We start from the raw sequence: 18,455 nt of genomic DNA on the forward strand, positions 1-18,455 counted from the left end.
ACGCCTGGTGTCGACGGCTGGACGTTGCTGTTCGGCACCTGGTGCGATCACTACGACCAGCGCTGTCGCTTGGACGTGCTGACGCGGTGTGGTCGGCTGAGCGCCCGTTCTGGCCGGGCGCAGGCGTACTACGTCGGCGCGCAGGACGACGGGTTAGCACGGCACCGTGCTGCGCCGGTGCGTGGCGGTCGGGCTGGACGACGAACCGCTGCCCCTGGGCGGATGCATTGCCGCAGGAACGGGCCGCCTGGCGTGAAGAGTTCGCGCGGGCGCCTTTGCCCGCCTCGCACCTGGACTTGCTTGACGGCTAGCTGAGTCGCCCTTTTGTGGATCAGGTGCCTTTTAGTTCGTGGACTAGGCGGTTGGCGGAGGCTCGGTCGGGTGGGCCCGTCACGATGACCTTGCCGTTTGTGATGGCCATGTCGACTCGGGGGAGGGTGACCAGGCGGTCGCGGACGACGAAGGCCAGGTCGCGGCCGACCGTTGCGCGGGTTAGCTGGGCGAACGCGTGGCGGTCGACGGGGCGGAGGGTGACCGCTACGTCGTAGCCGCCGGAGCGTGATCGTGATTTCTGCACTCGGAGGTCGGCGACCTTGCGGATGGCGATGCCCTGCGACAGGCCGTAGCAGGTGGGGCCCGCGCCGGACTGCGCGGTGATGCCGCGCGTTCCCGCCGGGCATTGGCCTGGGGTCGCCCCGGAGACCGGGTAGATCTGGAGGGGCGCGGCCAGCGTCACCGGCCGCGTGCGGCGGGACGAGACGACCATGGTGCCGGTCACTGCTACTGCCGCGATCAGCAGGCCCAGGGTCAGCACCATGACCACGAGGGCGGAGCGGTGCTGCGCTGCGGCGCGTGTGGAGGGCGTCGGGGCCGTCCGGCTGGCGGGGCGTCGGCCTGCGCGGCTTCGCTTCGTCTCTGCGGCGGCGCGCTGGCGTTCGGCTGAGCGCGCCCGCCGCCGCGCCGCCGCGTCCGCGGGGACGGTTATGGGCGGGAGGACGGCGGTCGTCGATTCGGGCCCGCGTTTCGTGCCGCTGCTGGCGGGGCCGCCCGTCGGGCTCGTCGCCGCGCCTGCCGCTGGTTGAGGTCCCCGGTGCCGTCCGCTGCCGGACGTCCGTCCCGTAGACGGGGCGGGCGGCAGTGGTGTGGTCGGGGTATGCGCGCTCGGCGTCCGGCTGGTGGGAGGTTGGATGCCCGGCGGCTGCGGTCCGGGCGGGGTTTGCGGGCTGAGCGGCTGCGTGTTCAGTGGCCGCGTGCCGGGTGTCCCCACGTCCGGTGGCCGTGTGCCGGATCCCTGCGCGGTCGGCGGTCGGGTGTCCGGTGGTTGCGTGCTCGGCGGGTGTGGATCCGCTGGTGATTGGGCGCCCGGCTGTTGGGTGCTCAGGGGTTGCGTGGCGGGTTGTGAAGGGCGCGGTTGGGTGGGGCCCGGGTAGAAGGGCTGGGCCGGGTCTATCACCTCTGTGGACGGGCGGCCGGGAGGGGACGAGGTTTTGCTGGCGGGTTTCTCGTCCCGCCGACGACCCTTGTTGCGGCGCGGAATGACCCGCATCGTCACCTCCCCGGCGTTTCACATGATCTAGTCAGTCTTGCAGGACGGGGTGCCGTCCCGCGAACGTGGCATGTCCGGAACGTCCCCGGTCGGTCACCGACGTGTTCAACCGTGCCCCGTTCGCGGCGTCTCAATACACGGAACGGCCCGGCCCCGGACGAACCGGGGCCGGGCCTGCGTGAATCGCGAAGCGGATCAGTCGATGCGCCAGGTGTCGCCACTGCCGAGCAGGGCGGCGAGATCGCCCTCGCCCTGCCGCTCGACGGCCTCGTTGAGCTGGGCGCGCATCAGCTCGTCGTAGGACGGGCGGTCCACATCGCGGAAGATCCCGATCGGGGTGTGCTCGAACGCCGGCTGGTCGAGCCGGGACAGCGCGAACGCCATCGACGGGTCCGGGTTGTGGGCATCGTGGACGGCGATTTCCGTCGCGTCCACATCGGCCACGTTCACGACCTCGAACGACCCGGACGCGGATCGCCGCAGCGCCTTGGATCGGTCCGCGCCGAAAATGATCGGCTCCCCGTGCTCCAGCCGGACCGTGACATCGTCGCGGACGGCGGCGTCCTTCAACGGCTCGAAGGCGTTGTCGTTGAAGATGTTGCAGTTCTGGTAGATCTCGACCAGGGCGGTGCCGCGGTGCTGGGCCGCCGCCCGCAGCACCGACTGGAGGTGCTTGCGGTCGGAGTCGATCGTCCGGGCGACGAACGTGCCCTCCGCGCCGATCGCCAGCGACAGCGGGTTGAACGGGGCGTCCAGCGAGCCCATCGGGGTCGACTTGGTGATCTTGCCGACCTCGGACGTGGGCGAGTACTGGCCCTTGGTCAGCCCGTAGATCCGGTTGTTGAACAGCAGGATCTTCAGGTTGACGTTGCGGCGCAGCGCGTGGATCAGGTGGTTGCCGCCGATGGAGAGGGCGTCGCCGTCCCCGGTCACGACCCACACCGACAGGTCCGGACGCGACGTCGCGAGGCCCGTCGCGATCGCGGGCGCGCGGCCGTGGATCGAGTGGAACCCGTAGGTGTTCATGTAGTACGGGAACCGCGACGAGCAGCCGATCCCCGACACGAACGTGATGTTCTCGCGGCGCAGCCCCAGCTCGGGCAGGAAGGACTGGACCGCCGCGAGGATCGCGTAGTCACCGCACCCGGGGCACCAGCGCACCTCCTGGTCGGTCTTGAAGTCCTTCATGGTCTGCTTCACGTCGGTCTTCGGGACCAGCGAGAGCAGGCCGCGCCCGTTCCCGGACCCGTCCGCGAAGCCGTTTCCGTTCGAGGCGCCGTTTCCGTTCGGCGCTCCGCTGTCACTCACTGTCGATCACATCCTGGATGACGCCCTGCAGCTCTTCGGCCTTGAAGGGCAGGCCGCGGACCTGGTTGTAGCCGATCACGTCGACGAGGTACCGGCCGCGCAGCAGCATCGCGAGCTGGCCGAGGTTGATCTCCGGCACGACGACCCTGTCGTAGGACCGCAGCACCTCGGGCAGGTTCGCGGGGAACGGGTTGAGGTGGCGCAGGTGGGCCTGCGCGACGTTCCGCCCGGACGCCCGGACGCGCCGCACTCCCGCCGAGATCGCGCCGTACGTCCCGCCCCATCCGAGGACGAGGACGCGCGCCGCGCCGGACGGGTCGTCCACCGCGAGCGGCTCGATGTCGTTCGCGATGCCCTCGATCTTGGCCTGCCGGAGCCTGGTCATGCGGTCGTGGTTGGCGGGGTCGTAGGAGATGTTGCCGGTGATGTCGGCCTTCTCCAGGCCGCCGATCCGGTGCTCCAGGCCCGCCGTCCCCGGCACCGCCCAGGGGCGGGCGAGGGTGTCGGCGTCGCGGGCGAACGGCTGGAACTCGGCGCCGTCCGCCGCGGGCTCGGCGAAGCCGGGCTCGATCGTCGGCAGCGACGCGACGTCGGGCAGCTTCCACGGCTCGGAGCCGTTGGCGAGGTAGCCGTCCGACAGGATGATCACCGGGGTGCGGTACTTCACCGCGATCCGGGCGGCCTCGATCGCGGCGTCGAAGCAGTCCGACGGCGACTGCGGCGCGATCACCGGGACGGGCGCCTCGCCGTTGCGGCCGTACATGGCCTGCATCAGGTCGGCCTGCTCGGTCTTGGTCGGCATCCCGGTGGACGGACCGGCCCGCTGCACGTCGATGACCAGCAGCGGAAGCTCGGTCGCGACGCCGAGGCCGATCGTCTCGCTCTTCAGCGCGATGCCCGGACCGGACGTCGTGGTGACGCCGAGCGACCCGCCGAACGAGGCGCCGAGCGCCGCGCCGACCGCGGCGATCTCGTCCTCGGCCTGGAACGTCCGGACGCCGAACCGCTTGTGCTTCGACATCTCGTGCAGGATGTCGGACGCCGGGGTGATCGGGTACGAGCCGAGGAAGATCGGCAGCCCGCTCTGCACTCCCGCGGCGACGAGGCCGTAGGCGAGCGCGAGGTTCCCGGTGATGTTGCGGTACAGGCCGGGCTCGTGCTCGGCGGGCTTGATCTCGTACTGCACCGAGAACGCCTCGGTGGTCTCGCCGTAGGACCAGCCCGCCTGGAAGGCCGCGATGTTGGCCTTCATGATCTCGGGCTTGTTGCCGAACTTCTTCTCCAGGAAGGAGATCGTTCCTTCGGTTGGACGGTGGTAAAGCCAGGACAGCAGGCCGAGCGCGAACATGTTCTTCGCGCGCTCCGCGTCCTTCTTGGAGATGTCGTAGTCGGTGAGCGCGGTGACGGTCATCGAGGTGAGCGGCAGCGCGTGCACCCGGTACTCGGCGAGCGAGTCGTCCTCGACGGGGTTCGTCTCGTAGCCCACCTTGGCGAGGTTCCGCTTGGTGAACTCGTCGGTGTTGACTATGAGGTCGGCCCCGCGGGGCAGGTCGCCGAGGTTGGCCTTCAAGGCGGCCGGGTTCATCGCGACCAGGACGTTGGGCGCGTCGCCCGGCGTGAGGATGTCGTGGTCGGCGAAGTGCAACTGGAAGCTGGAAACGCCGGGGAGGGTCCCGGCGGGGGCGCGGATTTCGGCCGGGAAGTTCGGCAAGGTAGACAAGTCGTTGCCGAACGCCGCGGTCTCCTGGGTGAAGCGGTCGCCGGTCAACTGCATGCCGTCGCCGGAGTCCCCGGCGAAGCGGATGATGACGCGGTCGAGCTGCTGGACCTGTTTGGTCACAGAGGAAGACCTCCTCGACGCGCAGCATCCGTCCCAGGGGAGGCGCCTGGGAACGTGATGCTACTTAGGATTACCTTCATGGTATGTCCGGGCTTCGATGATGGTGTCGGGGACGGACCGCTCACCGGGATGACGGCACGCGGTGACAAACGCGCTGGCAGACGCGGTGACAAGCGCGGTGACAAGCGGGGTGAAAAACCACGTCCGGTCACTGGTCGCCGCCGGTCCTTCGAGACATGGACCGGGGCCGCCGCTCCGCCCGTCGCGTGACGTCCCACTGGGGTGTCACTTCGGTGCGGGTTCACTCGGCCCTTCCTGATCAGGGCAGGTCCCATCCCGGGGTACGAGCCCGGCGGGTCCCCGAGTTCATCGTCGACACAGGCTGCTGCGCTGCCGGCACAGGTCGACGTGCAGCCGCCTGACCAGGCGCCGCGCGAGGTTCGTCGAGGAGCCGCGGCTCCCCGCGGGCGTGGCGTTCACGTCCCGAAGTGTAGACAGGCGGAATAAAGTTCACCTGCACCGGGCCTTGTGTGGCGCTGGGGAAGTCCTTGGTGCGGCCCGCTTCACGAGGTTTGAGCGTTCTGTACCGCCGCCCGGACCGCCAGGTCAGGCCGGGCCCGATCCGGGCGGGCCGGAGCCCGCCGTCCCCGGCGTGGCCGGTTCCGGCTGGGCGACCGAGGACCGCTCGCGGTCGACGGCGGCGAGCAGCTTCGGGACGTCCGCCACGGCCACCGCCTCCCCGATGACCTGCGCCGTCGCCGCGTACGGGTACGAGCCGGGGTTGTCGAGCGCGGTCCGCACCCAGCGCCGCCACAGGCCGCTCTTCACGGTGCAGGTCAGCACCAGCGCCCGGCTCGACGGGACGGGCCCGGACCCGGCGCACGAGCCGAGCGGCCGCCCGCGCGACGCGATCGACGCCCGCAGCGCCGCCCGCGCCCCGGACGGAACCGTTCCCGCCGGAGAGGCCAATGTGGCGGGGACGGTCACCGTGCAGCCGTTCGTGTTCTTGTCGCAGTTGCTGAACGTGAGGGTCCCGGGACGGAAGCGCAGCCCCGGGTCGGAGGCCCCGCCCAGCCTCGCCACCCGGGAGCGCAGCTCGGCGAACATCGACGCGGGCGCCGCCACCGGCGAGGCCGTGAACCACGGCGCGTTCGGCCCGGTCGCGCGCACCGCCAGCAGCCGGTACGGCGCCGCCGACGCGACCAGGTACTCGGCGGACGGCGTCCTGACCTTGTAGGCGGGACGCCCGCCGACGTCCTCCGTGGCCGGGCGCGGGGGCGCCTTCGCGAGCGTCCGGGCGATCGGCTCGGGGCCGAGGACGCCGGGGACGTCGAAGCCGGGCAGCGCGGCGGGCGCCTTCGACCAGCGTCCGGCGTAGTACTCGGGGTGGGCGACCTCGCCCGCGTAGTCGCGCCAGAACGCCACGCCCGCCCTGAGGTAGGTCGCGCCGTCGACGGCGACGACGTCCGCCGTCAGGGGACCGGCCGTCAGCGTGCCGGTCGCCGAGCCCTCCCGGGTGATCCGCAGCCGGGCGAGCACGGGTCTGCCGCCGACCGTCAGCGCCCCGTCGTAGCGGACGCCCGGACCGGACGCGAGCAGCCGTCCCGCCTTGACCGTCCACTCCGGGGGCGCGGCGGCCACGGTCGGCTTCACCGGTCTGCGCGAGGGCTCGCCGTCCCCGGACAGCGCGACCGCGAGGCCCCCGCCGACCGTCAGCGCGACCGCCGCGGCTCCGGCCGCGACGACCAGCCGCCGCCTCCTGAACACCGCCTGCGGGGGCGGCGGCGGGGAGGGGAGCGGGGGCCGCGGGGCGGCGGGCGCGGGTGACGGGTCGTCCTGTTCAACGCTCACTGGGGGCTCACTCTGCTCACTTCCGGGGCCGGGTCGCGGCCCGACCGTCAGGCACAAAGCAAGGGGGTTCCGGACGGCGCCCGGGGGTGCCGCCGGCGGTGTCCGGACGGTTTCGGTCACGGATGTCGGGGGCCGCCGGCCCTGGGGGCGTCCCCAACGAGCATAAGGGTGCCCGGCGGCGCTGTTCCCGATCTTGGAAAAGCGCCGCCGGGCACCCGGGGTCGTGCGGGGTGGATCCGCTACTCGCTGTCGAGGCCGCTCTGCATCGACGAGACCTCTTCGGAGGTGGCGCCGATCACCTTGTAGGAGGCGTGCTTGTAGAACGTCCCGCCGGTCGCCTTCGCCCAGCTCGTCCACGAGCCGCTCGTCACCCGGCAGCTCGCCCACTGCGGGGTGGAGCTGGTCATCGTGATGCGGGTCGTGCAGTTGCCGAGGTCGCGGCCGGTCAGCGTCCCGGCGGTGAGCCGGAACCGGACGTCGATCGTGACGGGCGTCTCCACGTCGTACGGCGGGCGGATCTTCGCCTCGACCGTGCAGCCGGAGTCGCCGTTGCAGCCGCCGCGCTTCCACTCCGCGACGCGCGGCTGGGCGGAGCCGTTGAAGGAGTCCTTCAGCTCGCCGATGCTCGTCCGCATGTTGGACAGCACGGACGAGGCGTCACTCGAGCTCTTCGGCGTGACGTCGACGCGCACCCGCGGCGTCGTCGCCTCGTAGCGCAGCAGCTCGGCGTCGTCCTCGTCGGTGATGTAGAGGGTGGACGAGAACGTGCTGAACTTCAGCGCCTTCTTGCCCTGCCAGGTCGTCTTGATGGGCTTGACGCTCGACGTCCGCGCGGAGCGCAGCTTGCCCGCCAGCGCCGCCGGGGAGAGCTGGGCCTTGAAGTCGAGGTTCAGCTCGTCGGGGCTGAGCCGCCCCCACTGCTGGCCGGACGTGAGGAAGAACGGGTCGTCGTTCGAGGACAGCTCCTTCTTCCAGTACGCGGAGTCGGCCTTCACGAACAGCTTGCCGTCGGCCGAGAGCAGCGTCACGCTGTCGCCGTTCCAGGTGACGTCGCCGGCGGCGCGCCCGCCCTTGGTGACGTTCACCTCGCCGTTCAGCGTCCCCGTGCCGCCCATGGTGCCCTTCAGCGTGACCGCGCGGGCGGCGTCCATGCTGACGGCCGCGGCGGTCAGCTTCTCCTCCGGCGACTTGCCGCCGGCCGCGGTGAGCACGTACACCACGACGCCGATGAGGACCAGGACGACCACGGCGCCGCCGAGGATCGCCGCGATCACCGCGCCGCCCCCGCCGCGCTTCGGCGGCGGCATGCCGGGGCCGAGCGGTCCGCCGGGCGGCGGCGGGAAGAAGGGCGGCGGCGTGCCGGGGCCGCCGTAGCCGCCGGGCGGCGGCGGTCCGCCGGGGTTGACTCCACCCGGAGCCCCAGGTCCGCCGGGGTTTCCGGGCCCGCCCGGACCCGGTCCGCCGGGTCCGGCGGGCGGCGGCGGAGGCGGCCAGGAGGCACCGCCCGGGGGGTCCCACCCCGGGGGCGGCGGAGGGTTGCTCATCCTGTCACGTCCTTCCAGGTCAACTGACCCCAATGCAAATCTAGTGTGCAGTAAAACCATGACATCCTGCTGCCTCCGATGTGGAGGTACAAGGTCACAGTGCCCTCGCGGCCCGACGCGGGGATACTGGATCAGACGCAGCCGGGGAGGATCTGGTGCATAACTATTTCGACACATATGTCGTCGTGGTCGTTCTGCTCCTCGTCGGCGCGGGGATCGTCGGCGGCGCGCTCCTCGCCAACCGGATGCTTCGTCCGCACCGTCCCACGGCGGAGAAACTGACGACGTACGAATGCGGCGTCGACCCGGTCGGCGAGGGGTGGGCGCATTCCTACGTCCGCTACTACGTCTTCGCCTATCTGTACGTCGTGTTCGCCGTCGACGCGGTGTTCCTGTTCCCGTGGGCGACGGTCTTCTCCGATCCGGGATACGGCGCGACCACGCTCGGCGAGATGTTCGTGTTCCTCGCCTTCCTCGCGGTCGGGCTCGCGTACGCGGGCAAGAAGGGTGTGCTGTCCTGGGTGTAACAATGCTCCCGTGGGCACCGTCGATCTACCCCCGCCGAGCGTCGGGCCGCTGTCGCGGCTCGCGCCGAAGCCGGTCAAGTTCGTGCTCAACTGGGGCCGCCGCTACTCGCTGTGGGTCTTCAACTTCGGGCTGGCCTGCTGCGCCATCGAGTTCATCGCGACGTCCATGGCGCGGCACGACTTCATCCGGCTCGGGGTGATCCCGTTCGCGCCCGGTCCGCGGCAGGCCGACCTCATGGTCGTGTCGGGCACCGTCAGCGACAAGATGGCGCCCGCGGTGCGCCGCCTCTACGAGCAGATGCCCGAGCCCAAGTACGTGATCTCGTTCGGCGCGTGCTCCAACTGCGGCGGGCCCTACTGGGACTCCTACTGCGTGACCAAGGGCGTCGACCAGATCATCCCGGTGGACGTGTACGTGCCGGGCTGCCCGCCCCGTCCGGAGGCGCTGCTGCAGGGGATCGTCCATCTCCAGGAGAAGATCGCGGCCGAGTCGCTCGGGGACCGGTACGGGGGTGGCGGCGGCGGGCCGTCGTCTCCGCCGCCGGGGCCGCGGCCGTTCGCGGCGACGGTGCTGCGCCGCCCGATCCAGCCGCCGCCCCCGGAGGCGGACGAGACGTTCGAGCACTGGGACGTCATGGGCGAGGCGGCGAACGGTGAGGCGGCGGAGGAGTCCCGGCCGGACGACGGCGCCCACGACGAGACCGTGCCCGTCCAGCACCTGGGGGAGGAGCCGGTGCGTCCGGACGACGCGACCATCCCCGTCGCCCCGATCGAGGACGACGAGGTGACCCGTCCCAACGCGGTCATCGCGGACGACGAGGTGACCAGGCCCGTCGCGCCGATCGAGGAGGACGAGGTGACGCGGCCCGTCGCGCCCATCGTGGACGCCACCGACCGGCACGACCCGTCGATCATCCCCGGCCTCGTCGACGACGATGAATACGACCTGCACGACGGGCACGACGACGGGCACGACGACCAGATCGGGCGCGACCGGTGAGCCCCGAGGCCGAGGCCCTCCACGACGCCTGGACGTCCCGCTACGGCGACGAGATCAGCACCGAGGAGACGACCGGCGGGCTCGCGGTCGGCGTCCCGCCCGAGCTGTGGCTGGATGCGCTGTCCTTCGCCCGCGACGAGCTGTCCTGCGGCTTCTTCGACTGGCTGACCGGCGTGGACGAGCTGGACGACGGCTTCGCCGTGGTCGTCCACGTGTACTCGCTCGAACGCCGCCACCACCTGCTGGTCCGGACGCGCGTGCCGAAGCGGAAACCCGTCCTGCCGACCGCGACGGGCGTCTACCGGGGCGCGGCGTGGCACGAGCGGGAGACGGCGGAGATGTTCGGCGTGCTGTTCGAGGGGCACCCGAACCTCGTCCCGCTGCTGCTCCCGGACGGTTTCGAGGGCCACCCCCTCCGCAAGGACTTCGTCCTCGCCGCCCGCGTCGCCAAGCCCTGGCCCGGCGCCAAGGAACCCGGCGAGTCGGGCCACGGCGCCCCTAGCCGACGTCGTATGCGGCCACCTGGTGTGCCCGATGAGGGCGCTTGGGCGACCGCAGCGGAGCGCCAGCGGAGTGAGGATCGTCCAAGCGCCCCGTCTCGGGGGTCTGGGGGTCGCCCCCCAGAAGGGCAGGGGCCCGATGCTTGAGGTCGTGGTCAAGCTCGTGCTGGTGGCCGGCGCGTTCGCGGTGCTGCCGCTGCTCGTCGGGCAGGCCGAGCACAAGGTGATGGCGCACATGCAGGGCCGTCTTGGACCCATGTACGCGGGCGCCTTCCACGGCTGGGCGCAGCTCGTCGCCGACGGCGTGAAGTTCGCGCAGAAGGAGGACGTCGTCCCGCGCGACGCCGACCGGTGGGTGTTCAAGCTGGCCCCGGGCGTGGCGCTCGTCCCGTACCTGCTGGTCCTGCTCGTGATCCCGATCGGGCCCGGCGGGCAGGTGGCGCTCGACCTCGGCCCCGGCGTCTTCTTCGCGCTGGCGGTGATGGGCGTCGGCGTGATCGGCGCGATCATGGCGGGCTGGGCGAGCGCGAACAAGTACTCGCTGCTCGGCGGGATGCGGGTCGCCGCGCAGCTCATGTCGTACGAGCTGCCGATGGTGTTCGCCGCGTCGTCGGTCGCGATGGCCGCCGGGACGCTGTCCCTCCAGGGCATCGTGGGCGAGTGGCGCTGGTACTGGCTGCCCTGGCAGGCGATCGGCGCCGTCGTGTTCTTCGTCGCGGGGCTCGCGGAGCTGCGCCGCCCGCCGTTCGACATGCCGGTCGCCGACTCGGAGATCATCTTCGGCCCGTACACCGAGTACGGCGGGCTGCGGTTCGCGTTCTTCCTGCTCGCCGAGTACGCGGGGATCGTCGTCCTGTGCGGGCTGACGGCCGTGCTTTTCCTCGGCGGCTGGAAGGGCCCGTTCCTGAACACCGAGCTGGGCTGGCTCTGGACGCTGCTCAAGGTCGCCGTCCTGGCGTTCTGCGTGATCTGGTTCCGGGTCAGCTACCCGCGCATGCGCGAGGACCAGTTGCAGAAGCTCGCCTGGGCCTGGCTCGTGCCGCTGTCGCTGGCGCAGCTCGCGCTGACCGGCGTCCTCAAGGTCGCCCTCTGACCTGGAGGCGGATCAGCGCAGGAAGATCGTGAAGTCGGCCATCTCGGGGAGGACGTCCGGCGGGATGTCGGCGTCCACCGCCATCTCCTCGGCGGAGACGAAGCCGCCGTGCTCCTCGCGGCGGCGCACCACCCGCTCCACCATCTCGGACGTCATGCCGGGCAGCGCCGCGAGGATCTCGGGCGGGGCGTGGTTGACGTCCACCAGGCCGCCGTCGTCGTAGGTGCGGGGCACGTCCGGACGGCCGATCCGCAGCTCGCGGGCCAGCGCCGGGTCCTCGGCGGCGAGGGCGCGGGCGTCCTCGCGCAGGCCCCGGCGGTACTTGGCGACCTCGATGGCGTGCTCGTTGAGCCTGTTGCGCGGGGCCTCGGGCGGGAAGACGGACGTCCGCACGGCGAACGCGTGCCCGGTGCCCGCCAGCCATAGCATGATCGCCAGGAAGGAGCCGAGGACGATGGAGGCCGCGCTACCGAGCTGGAGCAGCAGGAGGACGCCCGCCGTCCCGGCCCCGTACCCGGCCGCGGTGGCGCCGAGCCGCCACGACCCGCGCTTCACGGCCGCGTAGAGGAAGGTCACGGGCGTCCCGTAGCCGAGGGTCAGGAACGGGATCGCCGCCCACAGCACACCGCGCGCGCTCTCCGGCCCCCGCACCGGGACGGGCGGCGGCCCGACAGGCCGAAGCTGGGCGGGCGGGACGGGCGGCCGCGCGAAGGGCGGACGCCACCCCGGCGGGGCCCCGTACGGCCGCGGACGATGCCCCGGCGGACCCCGGTGCGCGGACGGCCCCGGACGATGCCCGGGGCTCGTGTCGTCAGGGCGCTCCGTGTGATCGCTCACCAGACCTCCCGCGCAACGTTCCCGCTCAAAGCCGCACACCCCTCACAGAAGAGACGAAGCCGGACCCGGTCGCGTTCCCCGGACGCCGATCGTGCGCAATCATGGGGCGGGTGGGACGGCTACCAGGAGGCGGGCTGGCCAAGGGGCTGGCGGTCACGTTGCGAACGATGACGCGGCGTTCCATAACGCGTCAATACCCCGAAGTGCAGCCGGACCTGCCTCCGCGGAGCCGCGGTGTCATCGCGCTCTTCGAGGAGAACTGCACCGTCTGCATGCTGTGCGCCCGCGAATGCCCCGACTGGTGCATCTACATCGACTCGCATAAGGAGACCCTGCCCGCCGAGGGCGCCGGACGCGCCCGCACCCGCAACGTCCTCGACCGGTTCGCCATCGACTTCGCGCTGTGCATGTACTGCGGCATCTGCATCGAGGTGTGCCCGTTCGACGCCCTGTTCTGGTCGCCGGAGTTCGAGTACGCCGAGTACGACATCGCCGAGCTGACGCACGAGAAGGAACGGCTGCGGGAATGGATGTGGACCGTCCCGCCGCCGCAGGCGCACGACCCGGCGGCCGAGCCGCCGAAGGAGATCGCCGCCGCCGCCAAGGCCGCCGCGCGCAGGCGTCCGGGGGCGGGGCCGTGAGCGGCCAGGAGGTCGTGTTCACGCTGCTCGGCGTGGTCGCGGTCGGGTCCGCCGTCCTGGTGGTGACGACGCGGCGGCTCGTCCACGCGGCGCTGTGGCTGGTCGTGTCGTTCGGTGCGCTCGCGGGCGGCTACCTCGTCCTCACGGCGGAGTTCGTCGCGTGGGTGCAGGTGCTGATCTACGTCGGCGCGGTCGTCGTCCTGCTGCTGTTCGGGATAATGCTGACCCGGGCGCCGATCGGGGAGTCCGCCGACCTCGACTCCGGCAACCGGTGGGCGGCGTTGGGCGTGGCCGCCGCGACGGCGGCCGTCCTCGTGACCGTGGTCGTCATGGGCTTCGGAGACGCCCGCACCCCGCTGCGCGAGGGCGGCGGATCGGCGGAGGAACTGGGCGCCGGAGTTTTCCGGACGTGGGTCCTGCCGTTCGAGGTGTTGTCGGTGTTGCTGCTGGCGTCGCTGGTCGGCGCGATCGTCCTGTCCCGGTCGGACATCGGGCCCCGTGAGAGGACCGACGAGGGGGGCGACGTCTGATGCACCTCGCGTACCCGACGGTCGTCGCCGCGCTGCTGTTCTCCGTCGGCGTGTACGGGGTGTTGGCGCGGCGGAACGCGATCCTCGTGCTGATGTCGGTCGAGCTGATGCTGAACGCGGTGAACCTCAACCTCGTCACGTTCGACGTCTTCTACCGCGACCGGCTGCACGGCGGGCAGGTCCTCACGCTGTTCACGATCGTGATCGCGGCGGCGGAGATCGGGCTGGGGCTCGCGCTCGTCCTGCTGGTGTTCCGGAACCGGCGGATGGTGGACGTCGACCGCCTCCGCACCCTCGCCGAAGAACCGGTCCCGCGTGACGTGGAGCCCGAGCGGGTCGAGGAGGCCGCGCCGTGATCTGGCTCGCCTCGCTGGCGGCGCTGCTGCCGTTTCTCGCCGCGTTCGCCGGGCTGCTGTTCGGCCCGTCCCTGACCCGGGTGCTCAGGGTCGGGGCCCTGCGCAACGGGCCCGCGCTGATCGCGTGCGTGCCGGTCGGGGTGTCGCTCGTCCTGTCCGCGATCGTCGCGTTCACGGTGTGGCGCGACCCCGGCCCGCGCACGGGCCTGCTCACCGTCGTCGAGACCGGCTCCGTGCCGATCCGCGTCGGGCTCCAGGTGGACGGCCTGGCCGCCGTCGTCGGGCTGATGGTCTGCTGCGTCGCCCTCGCCGTCCAGGTGTACTCGGTCGCGTATCTGAGGGGCGACCGGCGCTACTCGTCGTACGCCGCGTTCGTGTCGATGTTCACGTCCGCGATGCTGCTCGTCGTCTACTCCGGCGACCTCCTCGTCCTGTACGTGGGGTGGGAGGTCATGGGCATCTGCTCGTACTTCCTGATCGGACACCACTGGGAGGAACGGGCGAACTCGCGCGCGGCGGTCAAGGCGTTCCTCGTCACGCGGCTCGGCGACGCCGGGTTCCTGATCGGCGTGCTCGTCCTCGGCGTCGGCGCCGGGACGTTCGAGATCGGCGCCGTCGTGCAGAAGGCGTCGGCGCTGCCGGACGCGACCGTCACGGCGGGCGCGCTGCTGCTGCTCGCCGGGGTCGCGGGCAAGAGCGCGCAGTTCCCGCTGCACACCTGGCTGCCGGACGCGATGGCCGGTCCCACCCCGGTCAGCGCCCTGATCCACGCGGCCACGATGGTCGCGGCGGGCGTCTACGTCGTGGCCCGCGTGTACGAGGTGTTCACGGCGGCGTCGGCGGCGCTCGCCGTGCTCGGCGTCCTCGCGGTGATCTCCATGCTGGGCTCGGCGCTCGCGGCGCTGGCGCAGGACGACGTCAAACGCGTCCTCGCCTACTCGACGATCAGCCAGCTCGCCGTGATGGCGGCCGGGCTCGCGGTCGGCGCGAAGTCCGCCGCGATCTTCCACCTGCTGACGCACGGCGCGTTCAAGGCGCTGCTGTTCCTCGCCGCCGGATGCGTGATCGTCGTCGCCGGGTCGACCACGCTCGCCCACTACGGCGGGCTGCGGCGCGGCATGCCGGTCACGTTCTGGTCGATGACGGTCGGGCTGGCGGCGCTCGCGGGCGTCCCGCCGTTCAGCGGCTGGTTCAGCAAGGACTCGATCATCGAGGCCGCCCAGCACGCCGCCCTCCACGGCGGCCCTTCCGAGACTGTGCCCGGCGGGGTGGCGTGGGTCGTCTATCTGGGGCTGCTGCTCACCGCCGCGTTGACGGCGGCCTACGCGATGCGGGCGTGGCTGATGACGTTCTTCGGGGAGCCGCGCGGGACGTACGAAACACGCGAACCGTCCAGGCTCATGTCGTGGACGGTCGCCGCGCTGGCCGTCCCCGCCGCGATCCTCGGATTCTTCGGGCTGGGGGCTGAGGAACTGCGCCCTCACGTCGGGTCCACGTTGCTCGCGTTGCTGCTCGTCGTCCTGGGCGGAGGCGCCGCGTTCCTCGTCTGGAACCGCGACCCGGCGCTCGACCCGGCGCGCCTGCTCGGACGCGCCCGTCCGGTGTTCGCGCGTGCCTTCTACGTGGACGAGCTGTACGCATGGGCGGTCGTCCGTCCCGTGACGGCGCTGGCGCGGCAGGTCGTCCGGTTCGACGGACGCCGCGTGGACGCCGCCGTCGTCGGCTCCGGACGCGCCGCGACCCGGCTCGGCGGGGTGCTCCGTGTCTCGCAGAACGGCAATGCGCAGACCTATCTCACCGGCCTGCTCGCCGGGGTCGTCGTCATCGTGGCCGGGGTGGTGATCCTGCTGTGATCTTCGTGCTGATGATGGCGATCCCGCTGGCCGGGGCGCTCGCGATGCTCGTCCCGGCGAACCGGTTCCTGCGCACCGACTTCGCCGTCCGCGCGTTCGGGACGGCCGTGTCCGGCGCGACGCTGCTCGTCGCCGTGTCCGCGCTGACGGCGTTCGACTTCGGCGCGACGTCCCGGATGCAACTCGAGGTCGACCGGGAGTGGGCGTCCGCGATCGGGCTGCGCTTCCACCTCGGCGTCGACGGGATCTCGCTGCCGCTGGTCGTGCTGACCGCGTTGCTGACGTTCCTCTGCTTCCTCTACACGTTGCGCCACCCTCCGGCGGGCGGCCGGATCCGGTTGCTGACCGCGCTGCTGCTCGTCCTGGAGATCGGGCTGCTCGGCACGTTCGTCGCGCTCGACCTCGTGCTGTTCTTCGTGTTCTTCGAGACCGTCCTGGTCCCGATGTACGTGGTGATCATGCTGTGGGGCGGGACGGACCGCCGGGCCGCCGCCACCAAGTTCATCCTCTACACCCTCCTCGGCTCCGGCCTCCTGCTCGCCGGGATGCTGCTCGTCGGCGCGACGGCGGGCACGCTCGACATGACCGAGCTGGCCGCCCGGCACGGCTCAGGGCTGTCGCACGGCGTGCAGGTCGCGGCGTTCGCGCTGATGGGCGTCGGGTTCGCGGTGAAGGCGCCGATGTGGCCGCTGCACACCTGGCTGCCGGACGCGCACACCGAGGCCCCGACCGTCGGGTCCGTGCTGCTCGCCGGGGTGCTGCTGAAGATGGGGACGTACGGGCTCGTCCGGGTGGCGCTGCCGCTCGCCCCGGACGGCGCCCGTTTCTGGGCGCCCTGGCTCGGCCTCCTCGCCGTCATCGGGATCGTCTACGGCGCGCTCGCCTGCCTCGCCCAGCGCGACCTGAAACGGATGATCGCCTACTCGTCCGTGGGGCACATGGGCTTCGTGCTGCTCGGCATCGCGACGCTCACCCCGGTCGGGATCAACGCGGCGCTGTTCGGCAACGTCGCGCACGGGCTCGTCACCAGCCTGCTGTTCTTCCTCGCCGGATCGGTCAAGGAGCGCTGGGGCACCGCCGACATGGACGCGCTCGGCGGCGGGCTGCTCGGCACGTCGCCGCGGCTCGCGTCCGTCCTCACGTTCGCGTCGGTCGCCTCGCTCGGGCTGCCGGGGCTCGCCGGGTTCTGGGGCGAGATGCTCGCGCTGCTCGGCGCGTACCGCCCGCACGCCGACCTGCCGCGCGAGACGTTCGTGACGTTCATGGCCGTCGCGGCGCTCGGCGCGGTCCTGACCGCCGCCTACTTCCTGCGCATGCTCGCCAAGCTCACCCATGGGCGGGCGGACGGCGTGTCCAGCGGCTCGGCCCCGGCCGTGTCCGTACAGGAGTACGCCGCCTGGGTCCCGCTGATCGGGCTGACGCTGCTCGTCGGCCTGTGGCCGAAGACCCTGCTGGACGTGACGACCGACCCCGTCCGCGCGCTGTTCGGAGGCGGCTGATGATCCAGGGCATCGACTACGCGGCGATCGCGCCGCCGCTGATCCTCGCCGTCGCCGCGCTCGGCCTGCTGCTCGCGGACGCCTTCGACGCGCCCCGCCGGCTGATCTCGCTCGTCTCCGGCGGCGCGCTGCTGGCCGCGCTCGTCGCCGTGATCGCGTTGTCCTTCGGGGACAGGCGCGCCACGTTCTGCCTGCCCGGCGACCTGCGCGGCTCCGGCCCCCGCTCCTGCTCCTACGTCGCGGACGACTTCACCTTGCTCTTCCAGGGGATCGTCCTCGGCGCGGCCGTCGTCGTCGTGCTGCTCTCCCTCCAGGAGATCACCGACTCGAAGACGCCGGTGGGGGAGTACCACTTCCTGCTGCTCGCCGCCGTCGTCGGCGCGCTGACCCTCGTCGCCGCCCGCGACCTCGTCCTGCTGGTCGTCGCGCTGGAGACGCTGTCGCTGCCGGTGTTCGCGCTCGCCGCGCTCCGCCGCTACGACGGGACGGCGTCCGAGGCCGCGCTGAAACTGTTCCTGGTCTCCGTGGTGTCCACGGCGATCATGCTGTTCGGGATCAGCCTCGTCTACGGCGCGACCGGCGCCATGCACCTCGACCGGATCGCGCCCGCTTTGTCCAAGCTGCCGGCCGACCTCGACCCGGTCGCCGCCGCCGGGTCGGTGCTCGTCCTCGCCGGGTTCGCGTTCAAGGTCGCCGCCGTCCCCTTCCACTTCTGGGCCCCGGACGTCTACCAGGGCTCCCCGCCGCCCGTCGCCGCGTTCCTGTCCGTCGTGTCGAAGGCCGCCGGGTTCGCGGGGCTGACGATCGTCCTCGCGCTCGGCCTGCCGTCCTACGGCCACGTGTGGGGCCCGGTGATCGCCGTCCTCGCCGCCGTCACGATGACGGTCGGGAACCTCGTCGCGCTCCGGCAGCGCACCGCCATCCGGCTGCTCGCCTGGTCGTCGGTCGCGCAGTCCGGGTACATGCTGGCGCCGCTCGCCGTCGGCGAGGACCGGCTGCCCGAGGCCGTCGCCGCCACCACCGCCTACGTCGCCCTCTACGCCGTGATGAACCTCGGCGCGTTCGCCGTGGTGATCGGCTTCCGCCGCCGCGCCGTTCCGCTCTCGCCGTCCTGGGACACGCTGGACGACTACCGCGGCCTCGCCCGCCGCAGCCCCCACGTCGCCGCCGCGCTCGCGTTCTTCCTGATCTGCCTGGCCGGGCTCCCGCCCGGCGTCATGGGCCTCTTCGCCAAGGTCGTCGTGTTCCGCGCGACGGTCGCGGGCGGCGTCACCTGGCTCGCCGTCGTCATGGCGATCAACACGGTGATCGGGCTGTACTACTACCTGGCGTGGGCCGTCCGGCTGTTCACCCCGGCGCCCGGCCCGTCCTACGACCCCGCGCCGGGCCTGCCCGTCCGGACCGCGATCGCCGCCGCCGCGGCGGGCGCGGTCGTCCTGTCGGTGGCGCCGCAGATCGTCCTGCAGACGGTCACCCAGGCCACCTGAGCGCGGCTCGCCCCAGCAACCCCTTCGGGTACCGTGAATGGGC

At 71.9% G+C, this 18,455-nt stretch carries 17 protein-coding genes; 11 read left to right on the plus strand and 6 right to left on the minus strand.

Annotation, left to right across the window (positions count from 1 at the left end; translation table 11 throughout):
* Nucleotides 1–331: 331 nt before the first annotated feature.
* A complete protein-coding gene (locus tag FXF68_RS25295; protein ID WP_148763320.1) occupies nucleotides 332–817 on the minus strand; it encodes a SecDF P1 head subdomain-containing protein in 486 nt (161 codons plus the stop codon).
* Between FXF68_RS25295 and FXF68_RS25300 the strand changes: the two genes are divergently transcribed.
* Nucleotides 816–1,082, plus strand: coding sequence for a hypothetical protein (locus FXF68_RS25300; RefSeq protein ID WP_148763328.1), 267 nt, complete (start codon nucleotides 816–818; stop codon nucleotides 1,080–1,082). The genes FXF68_RS25295 and FXF68_RS25300 overlap by 2 nt on opposite strands.
* 659 nt (nucleotides 1,083–1,741) lie before the next feature.
* Here the strand turns inward: FXF68_RS25300 and FXF68_RS25305 are convergent.
* The 4 genes from FXF68_RS25305 to FXF68_RS25320 form a co-directional block, all read right to left on the minus strand.
* Nucleotides 1,742–2,773 carry a 2-oxoacid:ferredoxin oxidoreductase subunit beta gene (locus tag FXF68_RS25305; RefSeq protein ID WP_187438124.1) on the minus strand — a complete coding sequence of 344 codons (1,032 nt, stop codon included), beginning with the start codon at nucleotides 2,771–2,773 and terminating at the stop codon, nucleotides 1,742–1,744.
* 73 nt (nucleotides 2,774–2,846) lie between these two features.
* A complete protein-coding gene (locus FXF68_RS25310) occupies nucleotides 2,847–4,694 on the minus strand; it encodes a 2-oxoacid:acceptor oxidoreductase subunit alpha (RefSeq protein ID WP_148763330.1) in 1,848 nt (615 codons plus the stop codon).
* A 606-nt stretch (nucleotides 4,695–5,300) separates the two neighbouring features.
* Nucleotides 5,301–6,545 carry a LolA-like protein gene (locus FXF68_RS25315; RefSeq protein WP_148763332.1) on the minus strand — a complete coding sequence of 415 codons (1,245 nt, stop codon included), beginning with the start codon at nucleotides 6,543–6,545 and terminating at the stop codon, nucleotides 5,301–5,303.
* Between the two features lie 239 nt (nucleotides 6,546–6,784).
* The gene (locus tag FXF68_RS25320) at nucleotides 6,785–8,089 is read right to left on the minus strand and encodes a hypothetical protein (protein ID WP_187438098.1); all 1,305 of its coding nucleotides are present in this window, start codon (nucleotides 8,087–8,089) and stop codon (nucleotides 6,785–6,787) included.
* Nucleotides 8,090–8,244: 155 nt separating this feature from the next.
* Between FXF68_RS25320 and FXF68_RS25325 the strand changes: the two genes are divergently transcribed.
* The 4 genes from FXF68_RS25325 to FXF68_RS25340 are packed head-to-tail and all read left to right on the plus strand — an operon-like array spanning nucleotide 8,245 to nucleotide 11,209.
* A complete protein-coding gene (locus FXF68_RS25325; RefSeq protein WP_148763336.1) occupies nucleotides 8,245–8,616 on the plus strand; it encodes an NADH-quinone oxidoreductase subunit A in 372 nt (123 codons plus the stop codon).
* 10 nt (nucleotides 8,617–8,626) lie between these two features.
* Nucleotides 8,627–9,616, plus strand: a complete 990-nt coding sequence (locus FXF68_RS44805) for an NADH-quinone oxidoreductase subunit B (protein WP_148763338.1) — start codon at nucleotides 8,627–8,629, stop codon at nucleotides 9,614–9,616.
* On the plus strand, nucleotides 9,613–10,263 hold the full coding sequence (locus tag FXF68_RS25335) for an NADH-quinone oxidoreductase subunit C (RefSeq protein ID WP_187438099.1): 651 nt from the start codon (nucleotides 9,613–9,615) through the stop codon (nucleotides 10,261–10,263). The genes FXF68_RS44805 and FXF68_RS25335 overlap by 4 nt, the downstream gene beginning before the upstream one ends.
* Nucleotides 10,256–11,209, plus strand: a complete 954-nt coding sequence (locus FXF68_RS25340) for a complex I subunit 1/NuoH family protein (RefSeq protein WP_148763340.1) — start codon at nucleotides 10,256–10,258, stop codon at nucleotides 11,207–11,209. Before FXF68_RS25335 ends, FXF68_RS25340 begins: the two co-directional genes overlap by 8 nt.
* A 12-nt stretch (nucleotides 11,210–11,221) precedes the next feature.
* Here FXF68_RS25340 and FXF68_RS25345 read toward each other — a convergent pair whose 3' ends face one another.
* Nucleotides 11,222–12,046, minus strand: a complete 825-nt coding sequence (locus FXF68_RS25345; protein WP_246178926.1) for a helix-hairpin-helix domain-containing protein — start codon at nucleotides 12,044–12,046, stop codon at nucleotides 11,222–11,224.
* Between the two features lie 167 nt (nucleotides 12,047–12,213).
* Here FXF68_RS25345 and FXF68_RS25350 point away from each other — a divergent pair, with 167 nt between their 5' ends.
* Genes FXF68_RS25350 through FXF68_RS25375 form a run of 6 tightly spaced genes read left to right on the plus strand, consistent with a single transcriptional unit; the run spans nucleotide 12,214 to nucleotide 18,412 of the window.
* Entirely contained in the window at nucleotides 12,214–12,687 is a 474-nt protein-coding gene (locus FXF68_RS25350; protein WP_222870080.1) for a 4Fe-4S binding protein, read from the plus strand.
* Complete coding sequence (locus tag FXF68_RS25355; RefSeq protein WP_222870081.1) at nucleotides 12,684–13,217, plus strand: NADH-quinone oxidoreductase subunit J family protein; 534 nt, start codon at nucleotides 12,684–12,686, stop codon at nucleotides 13,215–13,217. The genes FXF68_RS25350 and FXF68_RS25355 overlap by 4 nt, the downstream gene beginning before the upstream one ends.
* The gene (nuoK, locus tag FXF68_RS25360) at nucleotides 13,217–13,573 is read left to right on the plus strand and encodes an NADH-quinone oxidoreductase subunit NuoK (RefSeq protein WP_148763346.1); all 357 of its coding nucleotides are present in this window, start codon (nucleotides 13,217–13,219) and stop codon (nucleotides 13,571–13,573) included. The genes FXF68_RS25355 and nuoK overlap by 1 nt, the downstream gene beginning before the upstream one ends.
* Nucleotides 13,570–15,426: an NADH-quinone oxidoreductase subunit 5 family protein gene (locus FXF68_RS25365; protein ID WP_148763348.1), complete on the plus strand. Its 1,857-nt coding sequence runs from the start codon at nucleotides 13,570–13,572 to the stop codon at nucleotides 15,424–15,426. Before nuoK ends, FXF68_RS25365 begins: the two co-directional genes overlap by 4 nt.
* Nucleotides 15,423–16,925: a complex I subunit 4 family protein gene (locus FXF68_RS25370; protein WP_342787176.1), complete on the plus strand. Its 1,503-nt coding sequence runs from the start codon at nucleotides 15,423–15,425 to the stop codon at nucleotides 16,923–16,925. The genes FXF68_RS25365 and FXF68_RS25370 overlap by 4 nt, the downstream gene beginning before the upstream one ends.
* A complete protein-coding gene (locus FXF68_RS25375) occupies nucleotides 16,925–18,412 on the plus strand; it encodes an NADH-quinone oxidoreductase subunit N (RefSeq protein WP_148763349.1) in 1,488 nt (495 codons plus the stop codon). The genes FXF68_RS25370 and FXF68_RS25375 overlap by 1 nt, the downstream gene beginning before the upstream one ends.
* Nucleotides 18,413–18,455: the final 43 nt, after the last annotated feature.

The sequence above is a fragment of the Actinomadura decatromicini genome (genome assembly GCF_008121305.1).
Taxonomy (GTDB): Bacteria; Actinomycetota; Actinomycetes; order Streptosporangiales; family Streptosporangiaceae; genus Spirillospora; species Spirillospora syzygii.